The sequence below is a fragment of the Lacticaseibacillus chiayiensis genome (assembly GCF_004123795.1).
GTDB lineage: Bacteria > Bacillota > Bacilli > Lactobacillales > Lactobacillaceae > Lacticaseibacillus > Lacticaseibacillus chiayiensis.
On the sequence record NZ_MSSM01000017.1, the window covers coordinates 29,359 to 53,568 of the forward strand.

Sequence of the window (24,210 nt, forward strand, 5' to 3'; positions counted from 1 at the left end):
ACAATGACGTTATTGAGCTGATTAATAAACACATCATGGAGGTCGCTATGAGCAAACGTAGGTATTTAGTCGCTTTAGGCGGTATTTTGCTTCATTTGATGATTGGTTCGGTTTATGCATGGAGCGTATTTACCGGTCCGATTGCCAAACAGACGGGATGGGCGTTGTCTTCGGTTACGGTTGCATTTAGTATTGCCATTTTCTTCTTAGGCATGAGTGCTGCCTTCATGGGACGCGTGGTTGAGCGGTTTGGCCCAAGGCTGACTGGGACGGTTGCCGCGATCTTATACGGTTCGGGTGTTTTGCTAACCGGCTTGGCGATTCAAATCGATTCATTGCCACTGCTGTATCTGGGTTACGGCGTGATCGGCGGATTAGGATTGGGTGCTGGCTACGTGACCCCGGTTTCAACGATTATTGCGTGGTTCCCTGATAATCGTGGATTGGCGACGGGGATGGCGATCATGGGTTTTGGTTTTGCGGCCATGCTGACCGGTCCGATTGCCCAGCAACTGATTGCCGGCATTGGCGTGGTTGCCACCATGTATGTTTTGGGTGCGGTTTATATGGTGATCATGCTAGGCGCGGCGCAGGTGATTCGCAAACCGCGGCCGAATGAGGTGCCGGAAGCTGATTTGGCCAAAAGTGTGAGCCTCACCGGTGCAGCGATGACAGCCAATGAAGCAGTTAAGACTCGGTCATTCCGCTACTTATGGCTGATGTTCTTTATCAACATCACTTGTGGCATCGGCTTAGTGGCCGTTGCCTCACCAATGGCCCAGCAGCAAACCGGTATGTCCGCCGCCACCGCTGCCATGATGGTCGGCGTTGTGGGTTTGTTTAACGGCTTTGGACGGTTAGCTTGGGCAACTTTGTCAGATTTGATTGGCCGACCGTTGACGTACACGTTGATTTTTGTGGTTGACGTGATCATGCTTGTCGGCATTTTAACGGTCGGCTCGCCGCTGCTTTTCGGGATCGCGTTATGCCTGATCATGTCTTGCTATGGCGCGGGTTTTTCGGTAATTCCCGCCTATCTTGGCGATGTGTTTGGCACCAAGCAACTTGGAGCGATTCATGGTTATGTGCTTACCGCGTGGGCTGCGGCCGGTATTGCTGGCCCAACGTTGCTAAGCTTTAGCGAGGAATATTTTCACAATTATACCGTTAGCCTGGTTCTCTTCGTCCTTCTCGAATTACTGGCTTTTGGACTGTCGATTCGTATCCGGCGCCAATTCACGGCTTCGGAAAAAGCGGAGCGCGTGATCGATTAAAAGGGTTAACGACGGACTGAAATACCGAAAATATCAATGGGTTGGAAGATCAAGTCGACCTTGCACTGCTGTTATTGATATAAACCGCTACTAATGTAGATATTAATATATTAGAGATCCGTGCCTAGGTGCGGATCTTTTTTGCTGGGTAAAATCGTTGATGCAACAACGTTTTTAGTTAATGCCACAAATAATTAGCTAAATCGAAGTGCTTTTTGTTGACATACCTGTACGTACAGGTAAAATAAGCTCTGTAAGTGAAATCCCTTTCTGGAGGGGGAAGAAATGCGCAAGTACGACGTCATTTATCAGGATCTAAAAGATAAGATCGAAGCAGAGATTTATGTAACGGGATCTTTGCTACCGAGTGAACGGACGTTGCAGGAGATGTACCAAGCGTCGCGCGATACGGTTAGAAAAGCATTGCAGTTACTCAAAGACGATGGATTTATCCAGTCGCAAAAAGGTAAAGGTTCAACGGTGATTAATCGGCAGGAATACGTTTTCCCCGTTTCAGGAGTTGTAAGTTATGCCGAATTGGCCAAAGAATTTCACTTACAGACAAGAACCGTCATTTTGGCCAATCATTTTGCAACATTACCAGCCAAGTCGTTTAAGGACGTGGATCCGCATGTCACGACTAAGCAGATGCGGTTTTTGAAGCGGGTGCGGTATTTAAAAGGCGAGCCGGACATCATCGATATTGATTATCTTGATCCTAAGGTGGTGCCGCCGATTCCGGAGTCGGCAGCCAAAGATTCGTTGTATGCCTATCTTGAAGGTCAAGTGGGGTTGACCATTGCCTATGCGACCAAGGAAATCACGGTGGAAACAGCTACCGAAGAAGATCGCCGGTACCTGAAGTTACCTCAAGCCGCGGTGGTCGTGGTGGTTCGCAGTTGTAGCAGTCTGGTTGACACGACAAAGTTTCAATACACGGAGTCGCGGCATCGGGCGGATCGGTTTAAGTTTCATGATTTTGCTCGGCGGATGCGGCCGTGAATGGTGGCAGGCCGAGCTTCAGTTAAGGATGAAAAGTAACGAGGTGCGCGATGGGATTTCATAAGAAAGTCATTTATCAGCTGTATCCTAAGTCATTTTATGACAGCAATGGCGATGGGATCGGCGATTTGCGTGGCATTATTGAAAAGATTGATTATCTTAAGTCATTGCATGTTGACATGATCTGGTTCAATCCATTCTTCGTGTCACCACAATACGATAACGGCTATGATGTTGCCGATTATCGCAACATTGATCCGCGGTTCGGTACAATGGCGGATTTTGACGAATTGGCTCAGAAACTCAAAGAAGCGGGCATCGATATCATGTTGGACATGGTGTTGAATCATACGAGCACAGAACACGAATGGTTTCAGAAGGCATTGGCTGGCGACAAGCATTATCAAGCTTATTATTATATTCGTCCGCCAAAGCCGGATGGCAGCTTGCCGACGAACTGGGAAAGCAAATTCGGTGGGCCAGCGTGGGCACCGTTTGGCGATACCGGCAATTATTATCTGCATTTATACGAACGTCGCCAAGCTGATTTGGATTGGCACAATCCAGCGGTTCGCCAAGAAGCAGCAGCAATTATTAATTTTTGGCGGGCCAAGGGAGTCCACGGGTTCCGGTTCGATGTGTTGAATGTGATTGGCAAGGCGGAAAAGCTGGTTGATGCACCGCCAGAAGTTGCCAGCAAAACCCTGTACACAGATACGCCGATTGTTCAGGACTATCTGAAGGAATTGGCTGCTAACAGCTTCGGGCAAGATCAAAGTAGTGTAACAGTCGGTGAAATGAGTTCAACAACGGTTAAAAACTCAATCGCCTACACGAAGCCGGAAAATCATGAATTGTCCATGGTTTTTCAGTTCCACCACTTGAAGACCGATTATAAAGATGGCGAGAAGTGGACCAAGGAACCATACGATTTCAATGCCTTACGCGACATCTTGCATACGTGGGGGCAACAGTTAGATCAAGGTGGCGGCTGGCAGGCGCTGTTCTGGAATAACCACGATCAGCCACGGGCGCTTAATCGGTTTGGCAACGTGGGAAAGTATCGCGTTAAAAGTGCCGAAATGCTTGCTGCGGCGATTCATCTCAGTCGCGGCACTCCGTATATCTATATGGGTGAAGAAATCGGCATGACCGATCCGCACTACCATTCAATGGCTGATTACGTGGATATCGAAGCCAAAAATGCTTTCAAGGCATTGCTAAGTGAAGGCAAGTCCGAAAAAGAGGCATTTGCGATCATTTTGGCAAAGGCCCGCGACAACAGTCGGACGCCGATGCAATGGGATGATTCCGCTAATGCCGGCTTTACCACCGGCACGCCTTGGCTGCGGCCGACGAATCAAAAGGAAATCAATGTCAAAGATGAGTTGGCGCACGGTGAAATTTTCCAGTTCTATCAAAAGCTGATTGCGTTACGGAAACAATATGACGTGATCAGTGACGGCAGTTATGAACCGTTTGGGACCGACATTGATCGCCTGTATGCGTATGAACGGGTTGGTGGTGCGGATCACTTACTTGTGTTGAATAATTTCAGTGACAAGGCGATCACAGTACCGCTACCTAGTCGATTCCAATCCGCAAAAGTGCTTATTACCAATGAATCAGGATTAATACCAACTGCAACCATGACATTGCCGCCTTACGCGACGATTGCATTGTTAGCAACGGTAGAAAATAAGGGGGAATAGAAAATGGCTGACGAAAAGAAATTGCACCTCGTAGCACCTGTTTCAGGTCTAGCCATGGCGATTACAGATGTTTCCGATCCGGTTTTTTCACAGAAAATGATGGGCGATGGCTTCGGCATTGAACCGTCAGATGGCCAGATTGCGGCGCCAGTTGATGGGCGGATCATGATGATTGCCGATACCAAGCATGCCATTGGGATCAAAGCAAATGACGGCGCCGAGTTATTGATTCACTTAGGAATCGATACGGTTGAATTGAAAGGCGCGCCGTTTGAAATCGACACTGCGATGGACGCCAAAGTCAAAGCCGGCGATGTGATTGGTTCCATGGATTTGGACGCGATCAAGAAAGCCGGTAAGAAGACGACAGTTATCGTGGCGATTACCAATACCAAAGACGTGGTTGATCACCTTGATGTGACCCCGGGTGAAGTGAAACGCGGTGAAGAAGTTGCCGTGATGACACCCAAAGCAGCGGTAGCCGCACAAGCAACCGCGGCGACGTCGAATAAGAAAGAAAGCAAGTATGCGGCGACTGCACGTCAGATTATTGCTGATGTCGGCGGGGCGCAGAACGTCAACAGCTTGATTCACTGTATCACCCGGTTGCGATTTTATCTGAAAGATGAACAAAAGCCAGACGATGACACAGTGCGCAACATTCCAGGTGTCATTGATGTCGCTCGGGCAAACGGTCAGTATCAGGTCGTCATTGGGCAAGCCGTCACGGATGTTTATGATGAGGTTATTAAACAGTTAGGTCCCGGTTACTCAAATGCTGAAGGTACTGCGGAGGCCATTAAGGAAACCCAGGCAGAGGTTAAAGATACCAGCTTTTTGGGTACACTTAAGCGTTGGGCCCAAGCATTAATCGGAACAATTACTGGTTCCATGATTCCGGTTATCGGACTCTTGGCCGCCAGTGGGATGCTCAAAGGTGTGCTCAACATTATGACCACCTGGTTCCATCTCTCAACGACCGATCCGACTTATGTGATTATTAGTGCAATGGGCGATGCGGCTTTTTACTTCCTGCCTGTGATCGTTGGCTTTACGGCCGCTCAAAAACTTGGCTCGGATCCGGTTATCGTTGGCATCATCGGTGCGTTCCTGATTTACCCATCAATTGCTAAGATTGCAACGGCCGGTAAAGTCAGTGGCACGTTGCTGGGTATGGGCATCAATGCTAGTTTCTTCGGCTTACCTGTGCACATTGCGAATTACACGTATTCAATTTTCCCGATGATTTTTGCAGCGTGGATGGCATCCAAACTTGAACCGTGGATCAAGAGCTGGATGCCGCTGGTTTTGCGGATGATTTTCACGCCTTTGGTTGAAATCTTCTTAGTCGGTATGACAGTAGTCTTGATTGTTGGACCACTGATCACGGTGTTGTCTAGCGCGATCACATCCGGGATTCAGGCATTGCTCAGCTTGACGCCAATGATTTCCGATGCCATTATTGCCGGTTTGTATCAAGTGCTGGTTATCTTCGGCTTGCATTGGGCGGTTATTCCGGTTATTACCGCACAACTGTCCTCCGCGCACCCAGAGTCCGTGCTTAACGGCATCGTTTCCATTTCCATGATCGCCCAAGGTGCTGGTGCGTTGGCTGTCTGGGTTAAAACCAAGCACAACCCAGCACTAAAAGGCTTGTCTCTTTCTGCGTTCATCAGCGCATGCTGTGGCATTACCGAACCTGCTATGTATGGTGTTAACTTGAAGTATGGCCGTGTCTTCATCTTCGCTAGTATCGGTGCCGCAATCGGCGGTGTTGTCAATGGCCTGTTAGGTGTTTCGATGTACGGATTCACTGGCAGCTTTATCGGCTTCCCGTCATTTGCTGCTCCAGGTTGGGCTCACAATCCAGGCAACTTTGCTGGATTCTGGATTGCCTCAATTGTCACTTTAGTCGCCGCTTTCCTTTTGGTATACTTCTTCGGCTACAAAGACGCCGATGCCAATGCGGCTAAAGCAGCGCCTAAGAAGAAGCGGTTAGGTAAGACGGTTGAGTAAGGTTGTCATGAGTTGACTGACAGACGCGTTATGTCTGACCGGCGATTAAAAATTAATTAGCTGAAACACCGATGTCGCTGAGGCATCGGTGTTTTTGTCTGAAGGAGAAGGTAGTGAACTGGTAAATGTACAAAAGCTTAACGAAAATGGTTCTTGACGAAAATTCATGATTTCGATAAAAATAACTTGAAGTTGTGACCAAATTCAGGCAAACTTAAAAGTGTTCTCATTAAACATTAATTTTTACATGGAGGAGGGGCCAGTTTATGTATAGACGGTACAAAGATGTGTCGTTGATTCTGAAAATCGTTATCGGAATCGTTGTTGGGGCAGTGTTAGGGGTATTGGTGCCCTCCTGGTCCTTTATCGATATTTTAGGGAAGCTATTTGTTGGGGCATTGAAAGCGATCGCGCCGTTGCTGGTATTTTTGCTGATTATGTCGGCAATTTCCAAATATCGGTCCGGCTCGAAGAACCATTTCGGCACCGTAATCGTGCTTTATTTAAGTGCCACATTGCTTTCGTCCGTTGCGGCGGTTGCGGTTTCTTATCTGTTTCCGATCAAGCTGGTGTTGCCGGGTGCGATGAAAATTGCCGAAAGTGCGCCGAAGGATTTAGGCACGGTTGTCTCCGATTTGCTGACGAATGCAGTGGCAAATCCGATTTCCGCGCTGGTTGAAGGTAATTACCTGGCAATTCTATTCTGGTCGTTGCTGATTGGTGCGGGGTTGCGTTTGGCGAGCGGTACGACCAAAAAAGTGGTGACCGAGTTCGCGGAAACCGTCAGCAGCGTGGCACAAACGGTGATCCAGTTTGCACCGTTCGGGATTGTTGGTTTGCTGCATGAATCACTAAGTAAAACGGGCGTTAAGGGCGTCATGGCATATGGTCAGTTGCTCATCTTGTTGGTCGCGACGATGGTATTTGTCTATCTGATCGTGTATCCATTTATGGTGTGGCTGTTAACGCACCAGAATCCTTATCCGTTGACGTTTTGGACGTTAAAGGTCAGCGGCATTCCGGCTTTCTTCACTCGTAGTGGCGCCGTGAATATTCCAATCAATTTAAAAGCTTGCGAAGACCTAGGTTTGAACAAAGAAAGTTATGCGATTTCGATTCCACTGGGCGGTTCGGCAAACTCTGGTGGTGCTGCCATCACAGTGTCGATTATGACACTGGCAACTGCTAATACCATGGGTGTGCACGTCAGCATTTTTCTAGCGTTGCTGCTGTGCTTCCTGTCAGCCATTTCGGCCACCGGGGTTTCGGGAATTGCCGGTGGTTCGCTGTTATTAATTCCGATGGCAGCATCGCTGTTTGGGATCTCCAATGACATCGCAATGCAGGTGGTCGGCATCGGTTTCATCATCGGGGTGGTTCAGGACTCTGTGGAAACAGCGGTTAATTCGGCTTCGGATCTGCTTTTCACCGCCACCGCCGAATATGCCGATGATCGTCGCGATGGTCATCCTATTGATATGCGAGCGGCGGTTAAAGCGGCGAATAAAGTGAAGACTAAAGTTGCTAAACCAATTGAAGAAGAAGGCGAACGGATTTAAGTAAGTTTGCCTGTTCACGGTGCGGCGTATTAAGTGAGCGAATACCAGGGTGATTAATAAACTAATGAAAACTGCCCAGGCGACAAGTGGCGTTGCTTGGGCAGTTTTGTGTATCAACTTCAGCAATTTTTTTGGCTGTAAAATGTTGATTTAACAGTGATTGTGGTTGTCTAAGTCGACTGTGAAGGTTATTTTTTAAATGATAACTAATGTCATTAAAAATACAGCGCTTTCCAGTTTTGCTAAAATGTGCTAACCTAGTTTTCATGGATTTTTTATTAACACATTGAAAAGACAGCATTAACGATTTAATGGAGGTTTTGATGGGTAAAGTGTGGCAACGACTGTTTCGAAAAGAGGATCCAAGTGTTTACGAAGATAAAGATTCGCATCTACCACGGGTGTTGCGGGTACGTGACTTTCTCGCTTTAGGGGTCGGGACCATTGTGTCGGCGTCTATTTTCACGTTGCCAGGGGTGGTTGCGGCTAAACACGCCGGTCCCGCAGTCTCGATTTCTTTTTTAGTCGCTGCAATTGTGGCTGGGTTGGTAGCTTTTGCGTACGCGGAAATGTCGGCTGCAATGCCATTTGCCGGCTCCGCGTATTCGTGGATTAATGTGGTGTTTGGAGAGTTCTTCGGCTGGATTGCTGGCTGGGCTTTGTTAGCCGAGTATTTTATTGCGGTTGCGTTTGTTGCCTCCGGGTTATCGGCAAACTTCCGCGGCTTGCTAGCGACGATTGGCTTGAATTTTCCGGCGGCATTGGCCAATCCGTTTGGCACTGACGGTGGGGTCGTTGATCTCGTCGCCGTGGTGGTAATGTTGATGGTCGGCGTGTTGCTGTCACGAGGGGTCTCAAGTGCCGCGCGGGTCGAAAACATTTTGGTGGTCATGAAGGTTTTGGCAATTCTGCTTTTCCTTGTGGTTGGCTTGACGGCCATTCATCCGGAAAATTTCCATCCGTTTTTCCCAAAATATCATTTAAATGCTGATGGTACTCCGTTTGGCGGATGGCAGGGGATTTACGCCGGTGTATCAATGATTTTTCTGGCTTATATCGGATTTGATTCGATTGCTGCAAATTCGGCTGAAGCGATCAATCCAGAGAAAACGATGCCGCGGGGGATTCTTGGCTCGTTATTAATTGCGGTTTTCCTGTTTGTTTCAGTCGGCCTCGTGCTGTTGGGCATGTTCCCGTACCAGGATTATGCCAACAACGCCGAACCGGTTGGCTGGGCACTACGCCATTCCGGACATGCAGTGGTCGCAACCGTGGTCGAAAGTATCGCGGTTCTGGGGATGTTCACGGCCTTGATCGGCATGGCCATGGCAGGATCCCGGTTGCTTTATAGCTTTGGCCGCGACGGCATGTTGCCGCGCGGTTTGGGCAAGTTGAACAGCCGCAAACTGCCGAATATTGCGTTGGCAGTTTTAATTGCAATCGGCGTGATAATCGGTGCTTTCTTCCCGTTTGCCTTCCTGGCCCAATTAATTTCAGCTGGAACACTGATTGCCTTCATGTTTGTGACACTTGGCATTTATCGGCTGCGTCCCCGCGAAGGTAAAGACATCGCCAAGCCACGTTTTCAAATGCCGCTATATCCGGTACTGCCTGCTGTTGCTTTTCTCGGTTCACTTGTCGTTTTCATGGGATTGGATATCCAAGCTAAAATGTACTCTGGCATCTGGTTCCTAATCGGGTGCGCCATCTATTTCCTGTATGGCATGAGACACTCGGCATTAACAATAGGTTCGGTTGTTGAGCAGAAAACCAAAGCAGCGAAGCAGTCCAAAGAAGACTGAGCAGCTTAAAAAATACGTTCGAAATTAAAAACGCCTGTAAAGATTTTGTCTTTGTGGGCGTTTTTAACTTGCTTAGATTGATGGATACTGACTAAGCTTCCTGAGCCTTCAAGAGATTTTCTTTCAAAATCGCCGCAGAATCTGACAGACGCTTATGATCTTTGGCATTCAAATTAAGTTCGATAATACGTTCCAACCCGTTGGCACCGAGAATAACAGGAACCCCAATGGAAACGCCGCTTAAGCCATATTCACCTTCAAGATGAACGGACATAGCAAAGGCAGCGCGGTCATCATTTAAGAAAGCGCTGGTTAATCGTGTCAGCGAAGCAGCAATGCCGTAGAAAGTGGCACCCTTCTTTTCAATGATCCCGTAAGCCGCTGTTTTCACGCGTTCGCTGATTTCAGCAAGATCGCTTTCCTGACGATTTTTCGGAATCCAGTCAAGAATTGGCTTGCCACCGATATTGGTATAATCCCAAACCGGAAATTCGGAATCACCATGTTCACCCATGATATAGCCGTGAACGATGCGGGCATCAACATTGTAACGTAAGCCGATTTCCGAGCGCAGTCGAGCCGAATCTAACGCGGTGCCAGAACCTAATACTTGATTGCGTGGTAAGCCCGATTCCTGCAAAACCAGTTCTGCCAGCACATCAACCGGGTTGGAAGCCACCAAAATAAAACCATTAAAGCCACTCGCCATAATATTGCGGGTGATTTCCTTCATAATCTTGGCGTTAATCGCTAGTAACTCAAGCCGTGTCTGCCCCGGCTTCTGCGCGATTCCCGCAGTGATGACAATAATGTCGGCATATTTGCAGTCTTCATAACTAGCCGCATAAATATTCTTTTGTGACGTGTAAGGCAGTGCATCAGAAAGATCCTCAACGTCGCCTTGTACCCGTTTTTCATTAACGTCAATGATGCCCAGACTCTGGCCAACGCCGGTTGTAAGACAGTTAAACGCATAGCTTGACCCAATAGCACCGTCACCAATTAAAATGATATTCCCGTGATTTTGCATGCCAAAATTCCTCCTCAAAACGATATTGACACTGACGTAGCTATCCGAAGCTGAACAATGGCAGTCGCCAAACAATGGCCATTGTCAGCTGTTTTCATGTATCCGATTTCATTGTAACAGATGACAGGTACGATAACTTGATAAACGTGATTGATGAGTTGAAGATTGGCTCATGATTTGCCATAACGCGTTCGCCGGCGCAGGAGTCTGCGTGTAAGGACCTTGGTCGCAGTGGTCAAAGCCCGACCATCACGCCCAACGCCGCTTACACTCCGACTCCTGAACGCGCCGGCTCACGCTCACACCATAACGCGTTCGCCGGCGCAGGAGTCTGCGTGTAAGGACCTTGGTCGCAATGGCCTAAGCCCGGGCCATCACGCCCAAGGCCACTTACACTCCGACTTCTACCCGCGGTGGTTCGCGCTCAAAAAATTCTTATCAAAATGCCATTTTTCTGTTAACCTTAAAACAACGTCCGTTACGTTTTTCGAGAAAGGTGGTTTCCCATGTCAGCAGCTTCTTATGTGCAGTCAGTGCTTGCAACGCTTAAACAGCGCGATCCAAATCAACCGGAATTTTTTGAGGCGGCGTCAACGCTTTTGAACACGATTACGCCGGTGTTTGAGAAGCACCCTGAGTATGTGAAGGCCAATATTCTTGGGCGCTTGGTTGAACCTGAGCGGGTGATTCAATTTGCCGTTCCGTGGCAAGATGACCAAGGAAATATTCAAATCAATCGCGGATTCCGCGTTCAGTTCAACTCGGCGATTGGTCCTTACAAAGGCGGCCTGCGACTACATCCTTCCGTCAATCTCAGCATTGTAAAATTTTTAGGCTTTGAGCAGATTTTCAAAAATAGTCTGACCACACTGCCAATTGGCGGGGCAAAAGGTGGTGCCGATTTTAATCCAAAAGGGAAGTCAGATGCTGAAGTGATGCGTTTTTGCCAAAGCTTCATGACTGAACTAAGCAAGTATATCGGGCCGGATTTGGATGTGCCGGCGGGTGACATTGGTGTGGGCGCCCGCGAAATTGGGTATCTATACGGTCAATACAAACGGTTGAAAGGTGCGCAACGTGGTGTTTTGACTGGGAAAGGGCTCAGCTATGGTGGTTCGTTAGCGCGGACAGAAGCCACCGGTTATGGTTTGATTTACTACACCGATGAGTTATTGAAAGCCAATGAGGAAACGCTGGCCGGGAAACGTGCGGTTATTTCCGGTGCTGGCAACGTTGCGATTCATGCCGCCGAGAAAGCTGAAGCACTGGGCGTCAAGGTACTTACTGTTTCGGATTCGAATGGCTACGTGGTTGATGAAAACGGGGTTGATGTTGCGGCAGTCAAGCAGATCAAAGAAGTGGAACGTGGCCGCATTAAAACCTATGCTGAGCGTGTGGCCGGTGCTAAATATCACAAAGGCTCCGTTTGGGACGCGGATCTTAAATTTGATTTGGCATTGCCTTGCGCCACGCAAAACGAAATTGACGGTGAACAGGCGGCAAGGTTGAAGGCGGCTGGCGTGATCGCGGTTGCTGAAGGTGCCAATATGCCAAGTGATCCGGATGCCATCGCTGCTTATGCGGACGCCGGAATTTTATACGGACCGGCAAAAGCCGCGAATGCAGGAGGTGTCGCCGTGTCAGCACTGGAAATGGGTCAGAACTCTCGCCGCGAAAGTGATAGTTTTAAAAAAGTCGACAGCCAACTGCATGAAATCATGCAACACATCTTTAAAGCGAGTGCCGATGCTGCTGACGAATATGGGGTGACTGGTAACTACGAAGCGGGAGCGAACATCGCCGGCTTTCTAAAAGTGGCCGATGCCATGTACGCGCAGGGGATGTAAGTAAAAAGATGCGCAATCACACGAGTTGAAAAAGAACCGGTGAAACGCTCACCTTGCGCTTGTTTCCATGCTTACAGTCTTGGGTTGGATATCAACAAACAGCGATCGGATCAAAACTGATACCCGATCGCTGTTTGTTGTACACTCATCCAAAATATTCTAACAGTTGGATGATGTCATAACAGCAATTGCTTTTTGACAGGCGCGTCTTCGCAACACAAAGCGTCACCCTAGCTGAGTCAAGCTCAAACAGGTGTATGAGGCGCTGCGCCGGACCGTTTGATTTGCTTCGGTCGGTTTTCCTAGCTTGAATTGTTTGCGACGATACTGCCATGATCTGGGCAAAGACTCAGTGCATCGCAGGAAAAACCATAGCCGGTAAGAAATGACGCGTGATAAACGGATTTAGTCATTTTTATTCGTATTAATTGTATTCTACATAATTAATTCTATAAAACGCTTGAATTCTGAAAGCGGTTGCGTATAATTATTTATGTAGGAACGGTGTTTCCAAAAAAGAAATTAATGGGGTGGTATATTTGATTCAAATGATAAGGGTGGATGACAGATTAATTCATGGACAAGTAGCGTTGCTCTGGACGAAAGAACTGCAGATTGACCGTATTATTGTTGCTAATGATCTAGCAGCAAAAAACGATATTCAAAAAAACGCATTGCATCTTGCAGCGCCTACTGGTGTGAAAGTTGCTGTTGTGCCGGTTTCTCATGCTGTAAAGATGGCTAATGATCCCAGAGCAAAAGCTTTAAAAATATTGATTGTCGTAAATAACGTATCTGATTTGTTGACGTTGACAACGGGAATAGCCGAACCTGGGAAAGTCGATATTGCAAATGTTGGACGTGTACAGGGAGGACTAAAAGATAAAAGAAAATTATCAGATACCGTCTACCTTTCTGACGCTGACATTGACAAAGTTAAGCAAATTGCTGCCCAGACAGATAATTTGGTTTACCAGCCATTGCCAAGCGATACGGCAACACCTTTTTTGAAACTGTTGGAGGGGGATAATTAATAATGCTATTATATCAAGCTTTAATTGTCGGCCTTGCCTGTGCCTTCGCTAAATGGATTTCTGCATACGGTTCTTTTCTTCAGTTAATGCCTTTTATTACTTATATGTTAATGGCTCTTTTGCTTGGGAAAAGTGTTTCGCAAGCACTTATCGCTGGGGCGGCAGTAGAACTCGCTTTTTATGGCGTTATGCAAATTGGTGCGGTCTTGCCTCAGGATACCGCGGTTGGAGGTATCCTGGGTGTTGGCTTTGCTTTAATACTTAACGCAAAACCCGCAGTAGCCGTCGCGTTAGCCGTTCCAATATCAATGTTGGCCGTTATTGTTTGGAACTTATTGAAATTCTGGTTCACGGCTAACGTCGAAATCTTCGATAAGTACATTGATGAGCGCAATTTGAGCAAGTTTAATCGGCTGTGGTGGATTCAGATCGTTGTTTACGAACTGGTATATTTTGCACTTGCATTTTTCGCTGTTCTCGTCGGCACCTCGGGTATCAGGATATTCATCAATAGCATTCCCAAGGTGCTTTTAAGTGGCTTAACTGTCGCAGCTGGCATGTTACCGGCTGTTGGGATGGCCATGTTACTCAAATATGTTTGGAACATTCAATTCTTACCTTACTTTATCGCGGGCTTTGCGTTGGCTGCTTATTTGAAACTTCCAATTATGGCGATAAGTATTTTTGGGGTCGTCTTTGGTTTAATCGGATTCTTCATTGACCGTCAAATTAATGATGCAAAGAAGAGCGGCATGCAGCAAACGAGCTCGACTGGAAACGATGAGGAGGACTTTTTCAATGAGTAATTTAAAGCTAACGCCCGCAGAGAAAAAAAGAACAAAACGTCTTTTTTGGCGAAACATGTTTCTTGGCTTTAACATGAGCTATACCCGCCAGCAAGGGGTAGCATGGGACTGGATTCACGCACCAATCTATCGAGAAATCTATAAAGATGATGATCAGTTCTGGGAAGCAATGAAGCGTAATATGGAGTTCTACAACACGACACCGAATATGAACGGTATTGCTTCTGGACTAGCTGTATCAATGGAAGAGGAAAATGCGAGGGCTCCAAAGGGTACATTTGATACTGCTGGTATCAGTGGTATGAAGATTGGTTTAATGGGGCCACTTGCAGGGATTGGGGATACTTTCTTTTCCGGTGTTTGGGCTTTAATCATTATGGGTATTGCGATTAGTTTTGCCCGTGAAGGTAATTTAGTTGTAGCCGTCCTACCGCTAATTGCCCTAATTCCCAATATTTTGGTTCGTTGGTATGGTCAAAAGTACAGTTACAAACTTGGTAGCCAGTATATTTCAAAAGCCGTTAAAAGTGGCGTCATGGAAATGTTCACAAAGGCGACTTCCATTGTGGGTGTGACAGTTGTCGGCGGTATGATCTCAACTTTAGTCAAGGTTCCACTTGTCTTCAAAGCTAAAATTAACGGCAATACCTTAAACTTGCAAAAAATCTTCGACCAGATCTTGCCAACAATGTTACCGCTACTTTTAGCTCTCGGATGCTTTTACTTCCTGAGAAAAAATACGAGTCCCGTCAAAGTATTACTTTGCGTTGTTGCCCTTGGCTTTATCTTAACCTTCCTCGGGATCACTGGTGCTGCATAAATAACTATCGGTTGCAAGAATTTGGCAAAAACAGGTTGTTCTCACAAGAAAATGTGATTAATTTTCAAAATAATTAGTTTTTTTTTGCCAAACGTGTTACACTCTATTCATGGTAATACTTGAACGGGAAACATCATGTAACATGAATTTCCTTTTTAGGATTACGGTTGTCTGTTGTTGTTAGTTTTGAAAAGGAGATTCACTTTCATGCAAAAAGGTACAGTTAAATGGTTCAACGCTGATAAGGGTTATGGCTTCATCACTGGTGAAGACGGCCAAGACGTATTTGTGCACTTCAGCGCCATCAACGGCGAAGGCTACAAGAGTCTTGACGAAGGTCAGGCTGTTTCTTACGATGTAGAACAATCTGATCGTGGCCCTCAGGCTGCTAACGTTACCAAGCTTTAATTCTTGGTTCGTTAAATAAAGAGATCTATCCGGGAGACTGGATGGGTCTTTTTTGTTGAGCGTGAACCGGCGCGCTCAGGAGCCGGAGTGTAAGTGGCCTTGGGCGTGATGGCCCGGGTTTAGGCCATCGCGACCAAGGTCCTTACACGCAGGCTTCTGCGCCGGTGAGCGCGTTATAGAACATGAAAGTTTCCTACTTAATTGCCACTGATAGAACAGTCTTTTAGAACATCCTTTCTTCACCGCTCCAACGTCAACCGCCAGACACTCGTCAAAACCCAGCAAGCAAATGGCATCGCAGCAAGAAACAGGCCGATGAAAATAATACCTGGTGCATCACCACTTTTGGCCCACGCATAGGAGAGTGGCAAACTAATGATGGCCACAATGAGTGTGATCCCGCCAAGAAGCCATTGCAACCGCCGGACCAAATGACGGGTCGATTGCCGCGCCCGGACTAATTGCCATAGCGTGACGGCACAGGCGACGATGCCGGTGAGCGTCACCCAACCGCCGATCAAGGTGATAATGAGTGCAGCCGTGATTCGGGACGTGAGCACTAATAAAATGGTGGCCCAGATGCCAGTGGCCAAAAAAGCCATGCTGCCTAGCCACATACAAAATGTCAATCCTGGATGATGCGTTGTTCGTCCGTTACTTTGCTTGATCATCTTTGCTACCTCCACTTAAAGTTAAGTGTAACGCACAAGGTAGCTTAACTTATTGAGATACGGGAATCTTGACGGAAAAATTAAAAAAGTACGCCAGAAGTCTCGGAAGATTTCTGACGTACTTTTTTGCTTTAGGCGAACCCAGACGACGAACAGGCATCACCGATCATTATTCGCCTAATGTCGGCTCATCGGTAAACTCGTCAACAATTCGGAAGCTGACATTTTCGTTTTCTTTTAACAGTTTAGCAACTGGGCATTCATCTAGTGCCTGGGTCATAATTTTTTGTGCTTCTTCGCGTGTGTGACTTGGCATGAGAATTTGCGCATCGACAATGAATTTATAACCGATTTTGTCGTGCTCGATATCCACCCGAGTGCGCAGTTGCGAATCTTCCGCAGTGCCTTCGCGGTGTTGGACAATGCGAATCGTTGCATTGAAACAAGTGGACAGGGCAAATGCAATAAATTGCTCTGGATTGGTGCCGGGTGCATCAATAAGCGAGCTGGAAACACCAAGGGCTAGCCCTTGATTGCCTTCGACATAACTTTCACCGACTAAACCATTTTCGTTGCGGACATAGGTGTGATACAAAGATCGTTCTGCCATGCTATCCATCCTTTCTTGTTTTGAAGCTTTCACCGTGAGTATACCATGGAACCGCTTAATATGCGGGCGATGTGTCTCGGACATAACGCTGGGCGGGTCTGTTTCTGATTTACGTCAGCGGCGTCAGGCGGATAACTTTCGTGGCGATTTCATGGATAAAATGCTCGTCGTGTTCTACGAAAAGCATCGTCGGCTGATAACGGGTGATGGCGGTCACTATCTGGTCTTGATTGTAAGTGTCCAGATAGTTGAGCGGTTCATCCCATATATACAGAGAAGCCGGCGTGGCCAGCGAACGCGCAATTTCGACTTTCTTCTGCTGCCCCATGCTAAGGTGTTCGATCGGCGTGGCAAAATCGGCACGCGGCATCCCGAGCTTACGCAAGTTGTTAAGCAACGCTTCGAGACTGAGGTGCCGCTTTTCGGCAAAATCCGGTAGTAACCCGCGATTGTCCGGGTATTGTTGACGCACCAGGCTTAAGGCAACTGGTGCCAAGGTCAGGAGGCCGGTTTGTGTGCCAGTAAAATGGCCTAGCAAAGCATGGATCAATGTTGATTTACCGCTGCCATTTTCACCAACGATTGCCACTCGATCGCCGGGTTGCAACGTCAATGAAATCGGTTGAAAAAGCGGCTGATCATAGCCTATCTGAACGTTTTCCGCCACAATAAAATGGTGATGGTGCGTTGGTTGCGGCGCCATCGTGAGCGGATCAACTTTCTCCAGATTCTTAAGCAACTTTTCTTTTGCTACGATTTCTTTATCCATGCGGTGTTCGAGGTTTTTACTTTTTTTCATGGTTCTTGCCGCCCGAGCGCTGATGAAGCCGCGGGTGTTGTTATGGCCGCTGTCTTTAACGTGCCGATTGCCGTAAGCGCTGCGTTCTCTACTTTCTGCCCATGTTTTTTTGGCTTGGGCAGTTTGTTTCAAGCGACTGATTTCAGTTTTTAACTGGGCATTTTGCGCGAGTTCGGTTTGATCCTGCCGCTGCTTTTCCGTGGAGAAGGTGCTGTAATTGCCTTGGTAAAGTGTGATCTTTTGCCGTTCGATGGCCAGCGTGTGGTCGGTGACGGCATCGAGAAAATCGCGGTCGTGGCTGACCACAATGAAGCCGGGCTTTTGTTTTAGATAGGCAGCGACTTGGCGGCGGCTGCGCAAATCGAGGTGATTCGTTGGTTCGTCAATCAGCGCAAAACCATCGTCTTGGATGAAAAGCAAGGCGAGGCGGACCTTGGTTTGTTCGCCGCCGGATAGATCCCGAAATGGCCGCCACAGGATATCAGGGTCAGCGTGCAGTAAATTGAGTTCCCGCTCAAGTTGCCACTGTGCCACGTCTTGGGAGGCTTGCGCTGCGTGAAGTGTCAGTTGGTTTTCATCCAGCGTTTGCGGAAAATAGCGCAAGGAAACGGGAACGGTGATCGTTCCGCGATAATCCAGTTGATGCTGCAATAGCCGCAGCAGCGTGGTTTTACCGCGTCCATTGCGGCCAACCAAACCAAGGTGCCAGCCCGTATCAAGGTTAAACCCGGCATCGGTAAACAGCGGCACCTGGCCGTCATAGGCAAAATAAAGGTGTTTGATTTGAATCGTTGACATACAGCCACGTCCTTTCGCGGATATGCCTGTGCTATCAGAAGAAAGATCAGCTGACTTTTTGAACTTCGGAGCTGCTGCGGCGGTAAGCGACATCGTCACTGACAACGCTTGGCAATTCATGCCCATGAAAAAAGCCCTAAAAGAATTTAGGGCTAACCAAAATAAACGGAGCCACCGTCCTTGATCAAGCCCAATTGTCAAAAAGTCCGCACTGATCCCGTTGCTGAGAACAGGACTTAGACATTTTCAACAATTGGCTTACTTCAATGGACAGACCTCACTTTCGTTTTAACGTTGCTTTCAAATTAGCACGGCTTAATCAATTCGTCAACTTTTAACGGCTTCAGAGATCGGCATTTTGCCACTGGCGATTTTGATCGTTTCGCGATGGCGGTTGCTGTCTAAAGCGGCGATGAGTACGTCGGCAACATCGGCCCGCGGAATGGTCGATGGTCGTTGCGGCTTCAAGGTAATGGTACCTTGCGCCGGGTCATTGGTGAGCGCAGTCGGCTGGACAATGACATAGTCCAGATCGGTGTTATGGATCAGCCACTCATCGGCGTAGTACTTGGCAATGTAATAATCATGCAGCTCATCCGGCCATCTTGCAGGATCTTCGGCATCTAACGCGCTCAGCATGATGAAGCGACCGACATCATCGGCTTCGGCTGCTTTCATGGTTTTGATTGCACCGTCAAGATCAACACCGAGCAAATCCTTGCCACGTGAACCGGCAGCAAAAATAACCGCATCGTGACCGGTAAAAAGTTCCGTCAAGCGTGACACAGGCCAAGCAAGATTGAGCTCAACTGCCCGGAAATTTTTCTCCGGATCAGGCGTTTGGGTGAGTGGATCGCGATAGCCGCCTGTGACGGTATCACCACGGTCTAACAGTTTATGCACTAATAGCTGACCAATCTGGCCGTGTGCACCGACAACAAAAGTTTTCACAATCATGATCCTTTCCTGAAAAATCGTTGTTATTAGTATAACGTTTTTTATGGAATCATGAAAGCGCTCGCCACTTTTTCCCGCATGAGCTGTACCGGAATTGTCAGTCTGCAAAAACTAGATCATCTCAAGCGGAATATGGTGCCGCGGTGCCGGGAACGCTTGATCGAACAGCGCCAATTCGTCCGAGGTGAAAGTGACCTCAGCAGCTTTAATATTTTCGGCCATGTGGCTAGCTTCGCCGGTGCGGGGGATGGATAAAACATCACCGTTGCGGAGCACCCATGCCAGCATGAGCTGATGGGTTGAAATACCCTTAGTTTTGGCCAGATTCACGAGCTCCGGAGTTAACTTAATCGACTTCCCGCTGCCGGAACCATAAGGCGAGTAGCCAATGGTGGTGATGCCGGCTTGCTTTTGACGCGGCAGGAGGTCGTACTCAATGCCACGTGATTGCAAGTTGTATAACACTTCGTTAGCAACCACATGATCGCCACCTGGTTCCAGTGTGAGCTGATCCATGTCGTCTACGTCAAAATTAGAAACACCATATTGGCGAATCAAGCCTTCTTTTTTCAGTTCCTGAAGACCTTCGAGGGTTTCTGCTAATGGTGTTGCTCCGCGCCAATGCAACAAGTAGAGATCAAGGTAATCGGTTTTGAGGCGGCTCAGGCTATTGGTTAGAGCCGTCCGCATTTGCTTTTTATCCGCGTGAGAGGGGTAAAACTTGGAAATCAGGTAGATGTTGCTGCGGTGATAATCGCCCAGAAAATTGCCGATCAGCGATTCCGCCGCGCCATTGCCGTACATTTCCGCGGTATCAATGACGGTCAGACCATGATCCAGCCCGTATTTTAAGGCTTCGGTTTCACGCTTACTCTGCGCAGCATTGCCTTCGCCAAGATACCACGTGCCCATGCCCACATTTGGTAACGTCACGTCGCCGATTTTGATCGTTTTCATAAAAGCAGACTTCCTTTCTTCTTACGGGATCATTATACAAACTAGCGAAGAAATAAAAAACATGATCAAAAAAATGCAACGAAAGATGAGAATGTCACTTCGCTTAAAAGTGAGAAGATGCAAATTTTACATTGCCAAGGGCAGAACAAGTTTTAACGCAGGTCATCGTCAGAGCCGGCTGCCGGATGTTTTTTCGATCCGGTACGGTAGTGGAAATAGTAGTGCAGACAGACGAGCGCCAAGAAGATCACGCCGACTAACAACGAAATGCTGGTTTCGGGATTGAGGAACATGAAAAATAAAGTGAACGCAAGGAAAATAAGTGTGAGATAATTACTGTAAGGTGCGAATGGCATTTTGAACGGATGGTCAGGCATTTTATCGGCGTGAACCTTGCGGAAACGTGTCTCACTGACGAGAATGACGACCCACGGGATCATGCCGGGTAAAACGCTGGAGCTGTAAACCAGCACAAAAATATTCTTGGCGTCAGGAGTCACATAAGGCAGTAAGGCGTTTAAGATGACGCCGAGTAAAATGCCGGCCCCAACGGATACAACCGGGTAAAAAGGAACGCCGTGACGATTCAGTTTGGTAAAAATTCGCGGCAATTGTTTAGCATTGGCTAAGGTGTACAGCATCCGGCTAGCGGAATAGATGCCTGAATTTGAACCGGACAAGGCAGCCGTAATCACGACAAAGTTAATGAGGGATGCGGCAAACGTAATGCCGATTTTGGCAAAGGTCTGAACAAACGGTGATCCTAGCGTATTGAGCTGATTCCACGGGTAAATGGCCACGATGACAAAAATCGCGCCCACGTAGAAGATCAGGATTCGGCCGATCGTATCTTTGACCGCTTTGACAATCGTTGGCTTGGGATTAGCCGCTTCGCCTGCTGTGATCCCGATAAGTTCCACGCCTTGGTAAGAACCGAGCACGATCGATAAGGCGAAGCAAAAGCCTTTAAAGCCACCGGTGAAGAAACCGCCGTGGGTCCATAAATTACTGATGCCCACTGGATGGCCGCCATTACCAAGCCCGAATAAAATGACCCCGAATCCGGCAACGATCATCAAAATAATCGTGATAACTTTGATGAACGCAAACCAGAACTCCAATTCGCCAAACATTCGCACTGAAGTCAAATTGGCTAAAACAAGGAAGGTGATCGCTACGAGCCCAGGAAGCCATCCCGGCAGTCCGGGCCACCAGAATTTGAAATATTCACCAATGGCAATCATTTCTGACATGCCCACGACCACGAACTGGAAAACATTACTCCACGCGGTTAGATAACCAAAAAGCGGGTGCATATATTCGCTGGCGAATTTGGCAAAAGAACCAGTCGCCGGGTCAATATACAGCATTTCACCCAATGCCCGCATAATGAGATAGAGAAAAAGACCGGCGACGATATACGCAATCAAAACTGAAGGTCCGGTCCATTTGATGGTTGCGCCTGCCCCCATGAACAGGCCAACGCCGATGGTTCCGCCAAGCGCAATCATTTGCATATGGCGTCCGCTAAGTTTTCGTTGCATGTGAATAACCCACTTCTTTCATCTAGTGACATACAGGAGAAGACTATACAAGAAAAGTCTAGTTTTCGCAAACAGGTGGACATAAAGCACAGACAATTTCGGGACTGACATGCACTTCGTTTACAAGTATAACGCTGGTTGTTCCCAAACATGTTCGTGCGTCCTCATTTGCGTTAAACTAGTACCGAATCATTTAAATTTAAGTAGGATATGAGGAAATATTTTGGATAAAGATAATAAGTTAAAAGCATCATTAAATGCCTATATGGCCAAGCACCAACTAAACACCAATGCTACCTCTGTTGCAATCGGCGTGTCCGTGCCAACGTTACGCAAGGCGCTGCGCGGTGAAAAAGTCAGCCGCAAGACAACGGCCAAGATTGAGAGCATCATTGCTTCAGGTAAAGTGCCGACTGGTGCAAAAACGACAAAAACAACGAAGACGACTGCAGCTAAAAAACCGGCAGCCAAGGCGACAACGCGCAAGGCTGCGACAAAGACAACATCAACGTCAAAAACCGCGGCTAAGCGAACTGCAACAGGCGCAATCGGGCGGCAGGCGCAAAACCACGCCCAGCCGACCAGTACAGCGTCAACCAGCCACAGCCAAGCGGCAACTAACGCTCAGGAAAATGTTGCAAGTACGCAGGCAAAACGTCGGACAACGACGCGGGTTAACCGGGCAACCGCAACGACGCATCAAGCTAGCCGGACGAATAATCAGCATCAGAGTCAAGCACCAAGCTCTGAAGCGCCGACTGAGCAACCAACGACAAGCAAACGGCCAACGAACCGTAACCATCGCTTTACGATTCGTCAGCAGCCGGATGTTGCAACTCAAGCGGCACAGGCTGAAGAAAAGAAGCGGCAGGCGCAAATCAATAGCCAAGCTAAAGCTTCGACGAAACCGGCAGAAACCGAAGAGCGAAACGAAACCACTGCCCGGCATACTAAGCAGCATACGCCGGTCGGTAAAACCGAGACGATCCACCGCAATAGCAAAAACGAACACGAACCGGTGCGGCGCGAACGACGTAACGTGCGAATTGATCGCAACAAATCAAACAGTACCCGGCGTCCGGGACGCCCTAGGCAGAATCGTTTTGCTGCTAACGCCGATCCGCAAAACTGGCAACCGATGACGCAGCCGACTTCGACTAGCGCCTCGCAGTCAACAACCAGTCAAGAAGCCGGTAAGCGCCATGTACCAGCCGTGTTGAATAAGGCCGAAACCCACACACCGAGCGTGATCCGTTCAAGTAGCAATGATCATTATGGTGCGACCGCAAGCAGTACCAGCAATAACACTTCCGCCAACTACAACAGTTCGGGCAATCAGCGGGCCAGTTATGGTGTGCATACCGAAGCACCGTTAGTCACTGGGAAGCAATTGCAACTGTTTATTGACGAAAGTTTTGAAGAGCGGCGTCCGGATCCGCGCATGATGCATATGGGGATCGCGGCCATTTTCCCGGAAGGTGACGATGAAAGTCTTGCCGGATTCCGCAATGCGCTTTATCCATATGGCTGGGAACCAGGCGATGAAGTCAAGGCGCGTGGTAAACAAGTCAATGCGTTGACACAATTGATCAAAGCCGCCAAGCACGAGCATATGGGGATGTACACTGTCTTTTCCCGTAAAACGACGTATCCTGATTTTGCGCCATCAATGGAATATCTCTATCCGTATATTGGCGCGACGCTGCATGTGTTACGCGATGTGGACACGAGTTTTGATAGCATTGTGATCATGATTGACCACCGGAATGAGTTGGAAGGTAATCAGTTAGTCATGGGCGCCGATATTGTCAGCCGGTATCTGACCTTGTCACTGGAGCGGCCGATTAAAGTGCGCTTTGAGTTTGCCGATTCACGTGAGCATCTTGGCTTGCAGTTATCTGATTTCGTTGCCAATGCGGCGTTGCGGTTAAGTCATGATGAGCTCAGCCTAATCGGGATTAACCCGATGCCGGAACTGGGGGTTTCCCAGCACGATCAGCTTGTTCGCCTCACGCTGCTTGGCTTGCAGCAAGTTGTCATGGGCGTGCGCGCAGAACGAGCCGCAACACCATCCAAGCATTCGCAGCCGGATCGATTCATGCAGTTGATTTTCGATGCGACATATACCGACTCGGATCGCGTACGTGGCGCTTTGCCGGTGGTTAAAAGCGCGTTGGAGCAGCTAATTGATGTGCTGCCGAATGCGCGGGTTGGCCAGATTTCCGTGATGCCGAACCAGAGTTGGTACGACATGACGGCGCGCATGGCTGGGCTGCTTCGGTATATCAATAAGGATCCGAAGCCGTATGGAAAAGTTTTGGCGAAAATCGAGAGCGTTACTAAGACGGCGGCCGATGAGCTTGAAATGGCGTTGGATTCGGATTCGAAAACCAAACGCTAAGGTTGTTTTCGCGGATGAAAAGAGTTTAGGGTATTTGTTCCATGTCGTGCCAAACTTCGCAATCTCCGGCCAGATAGGGGCTGGCGACCGCGAAGCTAGAGTGGTGGGCACGACTGAGCCCCCCTCTGGCCTCCGATCGCTACGCTTTGGCACTGGAATTTAA

The 24,210-nt window shown here is 48.2% G+C and carries 19 protein-coding genes; 12 read left to right on the top strand and 7 right to left on the bottom strand.

The window, feature by feature from the left end:
• Positions 1-47 precede the first annotated feature (47 nt).
• The 6 genes from BVJ53_RS07495 to BVJ53_RS07520 all read left to right on the top strand — a co-directional run bounded on the left by BVJ53_RS07495 (position 48) and on the right by BVJ53_RS07520 (position 9,365).
• A complete protein-coding gene (locus tag BVJ53_RS07495; protein ID WP_129301877.1) occupies positions 48-1,274 on the top strand; it encodes an L-lactate MFS transporter in 1,227 nt (408 codons plus the stop codon).
• A 285-nt stretch (positions 1,275-1,559) separates the two neighbouring features.
• Positions 1,560-2,276, top strand: coding sequence for a trehalose operon repressor (treR, locus tag BVJ53_RS07500; RefSeq protein ID WP_129301878.1), 717 nt, complete (start codon positions 1,560-1,562; stop codon positions 2,274-2,276).
• 50 nt (positions 2,277-2,326) lie between these two features.
• Positions 2,327-3,988 carry an alpha,alpha-phosphotrehalase gene (gene treC / locus BVJ53_RS07505; RefSeq protein ID WP_129301879.1) on the top strand — a complete coding sequence of 554 codons (1,662 nt, stop codon included), beginning with the start codon at positions 2,327-2,329 and terminating at the stop codon, positions 3,986-3,988.
• A 3-nt stretch (positions 3,989-3,991) separates the two neighbouring features.
• Entirely contained in the window at positions 3,992-6,004 is a 2,013-nt protein-coding gene (locus BVJ53_RS07510) for a glucose PTS transporter subunit IIA (protein WP_129301880.1), read from the top strand.
• A 266-nt stretch (positions 6,005-6,270) separates the two neighbouring features.
• A complete protein-coding gene (gene sstT / locus BVJ53_RS07515) occupies positions 6,271-7,563 on the top strand; it encodes a serine/threonine transporter SstT (RefSeq protein WP_129301881.1) in 1,293 nt (430 codons plus the stop codon).
• A 323-nt stretch (positions 7,564-7,886) separates the two neighbouring features.
• Positions 7,887-9,365 carry an APC family permease gene (locus BVJ53_RS07520; protein WP_129301882.1) on the top strand — a complete coding sequence of 493 codons (1,479 nt, stop codon included), beginning with the start codon at positions 7,887-7,889 and terminating at the stop codon, positions 9,363-9,365.
• A gap of 91 nt (positions 9,366-9,456) precedes the next feature.
• On the opposite strand, the gene BVJ53_RS07525 is transcribed toward BVJ53_RS07520, so the two are convergent.
• Positions 9,457-10,395 (bottom strand): L-lactate dehydrogenase, encoded by a 939-nt coding sequence (locus BVJ53_RS07525; protein WP_129301883.1) that lies wholly within the window; start codon positions 10,393-10,395, stop codon positions 9,457-9,459.
• Positions 10,396-10,901: 506 nt separating this feature from the next.
• Between BVJ53_RS07525 and gdhA the strand changes: the two genes are divergently transcribed.
• The 5 genes from gdhA (at position 10,902) to BVJ53_RS07555 (ending at position 15,310) form a co-directional block, all read left to right on the top strand.
• Complete coding sequence (gene gdhA / locus BVJ53_RS07535) at positions 10,902-12,242, top strand: NADP-specific glutamate dehydrogenase (protein WP_129301884.1); 1,341 nt, start codon at positions 10,902-10,904, stop codon at positions 12,240-12,242.
• Positions 12,243-12,790: 548 nt separating this feature from the next.
• Complete coding sequence (locus BVJ53_RS07540) at positions 12,791-13,276, top strand: PTS system mannose/fructose/N-acetylgalactosamine-transporter subunit IIB (RefSeq protein ID WP_238150153.1); 486 nt, start codon at positions 12,791-12,793, stop codon at positions 13,274-13,276.
• A 2-nt stretch (positions 13,277-13,278) separates the two neighbouring features.
• Positions 13,279-14,082, top strand: coding sequence for a PTS mannose/fructose/sorbose/N-acetylgalactosamine transporter subunit IIC (locus BVJ53_RS07545; RefSeq protein WP_129301886.1), 804 nt, complete (start codon positions 13,279-13,281; stop codon positions 14,080-14,082).
• The gene (locus BVJ53_RS07550) at positions 14,075-14,902 is read left to right on the top strand and encodes a PTS system mannose/fructose/sorbose family transporter subunit IID (RefSeq protein ID WP_158280571.1); all 828 of its coding nucleotides are present in this window, start codon (positions 14,075-14,077) and stop codon (positions 14,900-14,902) included. The genes BVJ53_RS07545 and BVJ53_RS07550 overlap by 8 nt, the downstream gene beginning before the upstream one ends.
• Before the next feature lie 207 nt (positions 14,903-15,109).
• Positions 15,110-15,310: a cold-shock protein gene (locus BVJ53_RS07555; protein WP_003563620.1), complete on the top strand. Its 201-nt coding sequence runs from the start codon at positions 15,110-15,112 to the stop codon at positions 15,308-15,310.
• 239 nt (positions 15,311-15,549) lie between these two features.
• Here the strand turns inward: BVJ53_RS07555 and BVJ53_RS07565 are convergent, their stop codons facing one another.
• From BVJ53_RS07565 to BVJ53_RS07590, 6 genes are all read right to left on the bottom strand, one after another.
• Complete coding sequence (locus tag BVJ53_RS07565; RefSeq protein ID WP_129301888.1) at positions 15,550-15,981, bottom strand: hypothetical protein; 432 nt, start codon at positions 15,979-15,981, stop codon at positions 15,550-15,552.
• A gap of 169 nt (positions 15,982-16,150) precedes the next feature.
• Positions 16,151-16,591 carry an OsmC family protein gene (locus BVJ53_RS07570; RefSeq protein ID WP_129301889.1) on the bottom strand — a complete coding sequence of 147 codons (441 nt, stop codon included), beginning with the start codon at positions 16,589-16,591 and terminating at the stop codon, positions 16,151-16,153.
• Between the two features lie 109 nt (positions 16,592-16,700).
• Positions 16,701-18,188: a ribosomal protection-like ABC-F family protein gene (abc-f, locus tag BVJ53_RS07575; protein WP_129301890.1), complete on the bottom strand. Its 1,488-nt coding sequence runs from the start codon at positions 18,186-18,188 to the stop codon at positions 16,701-16,703.
• A gap of 327 nt (positions 18,189-18,515) precedes the next feature.
• Positions 18,516-19,139, bottom strand: a complete 624-nt coding sequence (locus BVJ53_RS07580) for an SDR family oxidoreductase (RefSeq protein ID WP_129301905.1) — start codon at positions 19,137-19,139, stop codon at positions 18,516-18,518.
• Between the two features lie 117 nt (positions 19,140-19,256).
• Positions 19,257-20,102 carry an aldo/keto reductase gene (locus BVJ53_RS07585; protein WP_129301891.1) on the bottom strand — a complete coding sequence of 282 codons (846 nt, stop codon included), beginning with the start codon at positions 20,100-20,102 and terminating at the stop codon, positions 19,257-19,259.
• Between the two features lie 152 nt (positions 20,103-20,254).
• Positions 20,255-21,646 carry an amino acid permease gene (locus BVJ53_RS07590; protein WP_129301892.1) on the bottom strand — a complete coding sequence of 464 codons (1,392 nt, stop codon included), beginning with the start codon at positions 21,644-21,646 and terminating at the stop codon, positions 20,255-20,257.
• A 223-nt stretch (positions 21,647-21,869) separates the two neighbouring features.
• Here BVJ53_RS07590 and BVJ53_RS07595 point away from each other — a divergent pair, with 223 nt between their 5' ends.
• A complete protein-coding gene (locus BVJ53_RS07595; protein ID WP_191983434.1) occupies positions 21,870-24,047 on the top strand; it encodes a DUF3800 domain-containing protein in 2,178 nt (725 codons plus the stop codon).
• Positions 24,048-24,210: the final 163 nt, after the last annotated feature.

Coding starts and splice junctions, on each gene's coding strand:
- BVJ53_RS07570 (WP_129301889.1), bottom strand. CDS start 16,591: ATGGCAGAACGATCTTTGTATCACACCTATGTCCGCAACGAAAATGGT.
- BVJ53_RS07585 (WP_129301891.1), bottom strand. CDS start 20,102: ATGAAAACGATCAAAATCGGCGACGTGACGTTACCAAATGTGGGCATG.
- gdhA (WP_129301884.1), top strand. CDS start 10,902: ATGTCAGCAGCTTCTTATGTGCAGTCAGTGCTTGCAACGCTTAAACAG.
- BVJ53_RS07565 (WP_129301888.1), bottom strand. CDS start 15,981: ATGATCAAGCAAAGTAACGGACGAACAACGCATCATCCAGGATTGACA.
- BVJ53_RS07555 (WP_003563620.1), top strand. CDS start 15,110: ATGCAAAAAGGTACAGTTAAATGGTTCAACGCTGATAAGGGTTATGGC.
- BVJ53_RS07495 (WP_129301877.1), top strand. CDS start 48: ATGAGCAAACGTAGGTATTTAGTCGCTTTAGGCGGTATTTTGCTTCAT.
- treR (WP_129301878.1), top strand. CDS start 1,560: ATGCGCAAGTACGACGTCATTTATCAGGATCTAAAAGATAAGATCGAA.
- BVJ53_RS07550 (WP_158280571.1), top strand. CDS start 14,075: ATGAGTAATTTAAAGCTAACGCCCGCAGAGAAAAAAAGAACAAAACGT.
- BVJ53_RS07590 (WP_129301892.1), bottom strand. CDS start 21,646: ATGCAACGAAAACTTAGCGGACGCCATATGCAAATGATTGCGCTTGGC.
- sstT (WP_129301881.1), top strand. CDS start 6,271: ATGTATAGACGGTACAAAGATGTGTCGTTGATTCTGAAAATCGTTATC.
- BVJ53_RS07525 (WP_129301883.1), bottom strand. CDS start 10,395: ATGCAAAATCACGGGAATATCATTTTAATTGGTGACGGTGCTATTGGG.
- BVJ53_RS07510 (WP_129301880.1), top strand. CDS start 3,992: ATGGCTGACGAAAAGAAATTGCACCTCGTAGCACCTGTTTCAGGTCTA.
- BVJ53_RS07540 (WP_238150153.1), top strand. CDS start 12,791: ATGATAAGGGTGGATGACAGATTAATTCATGGACAAGTAGCGTTGCTC.
- abc-f (WP_129301890.1), bottom strand. CDS start 18,188: ATGTCAACGATTCAAATCAAACACCTTTATTTTGCCTATGACGGCCAG.
- treC (WP_129301879.1), top strand. CDS start 2,327: ATGGGATTTCATAAGAAAGTCATTTATCAGCTGTATCCTAAGTCATTT.
- BVJ53_RS07545 (WP_129301886.1), top strand. CDS start 13,279: ATGCTATTATATCAAGCTTTAATTGTCGGCCTTGCCTGTGCCTTCGCT.
- BVJ53_RS07520 (WP_129301882.1), top strand. CDS start 7,887: ATGGGTAAAGTGTGGCAACGACTGTTTCGAAAAGAGGATCCAAGTGTT.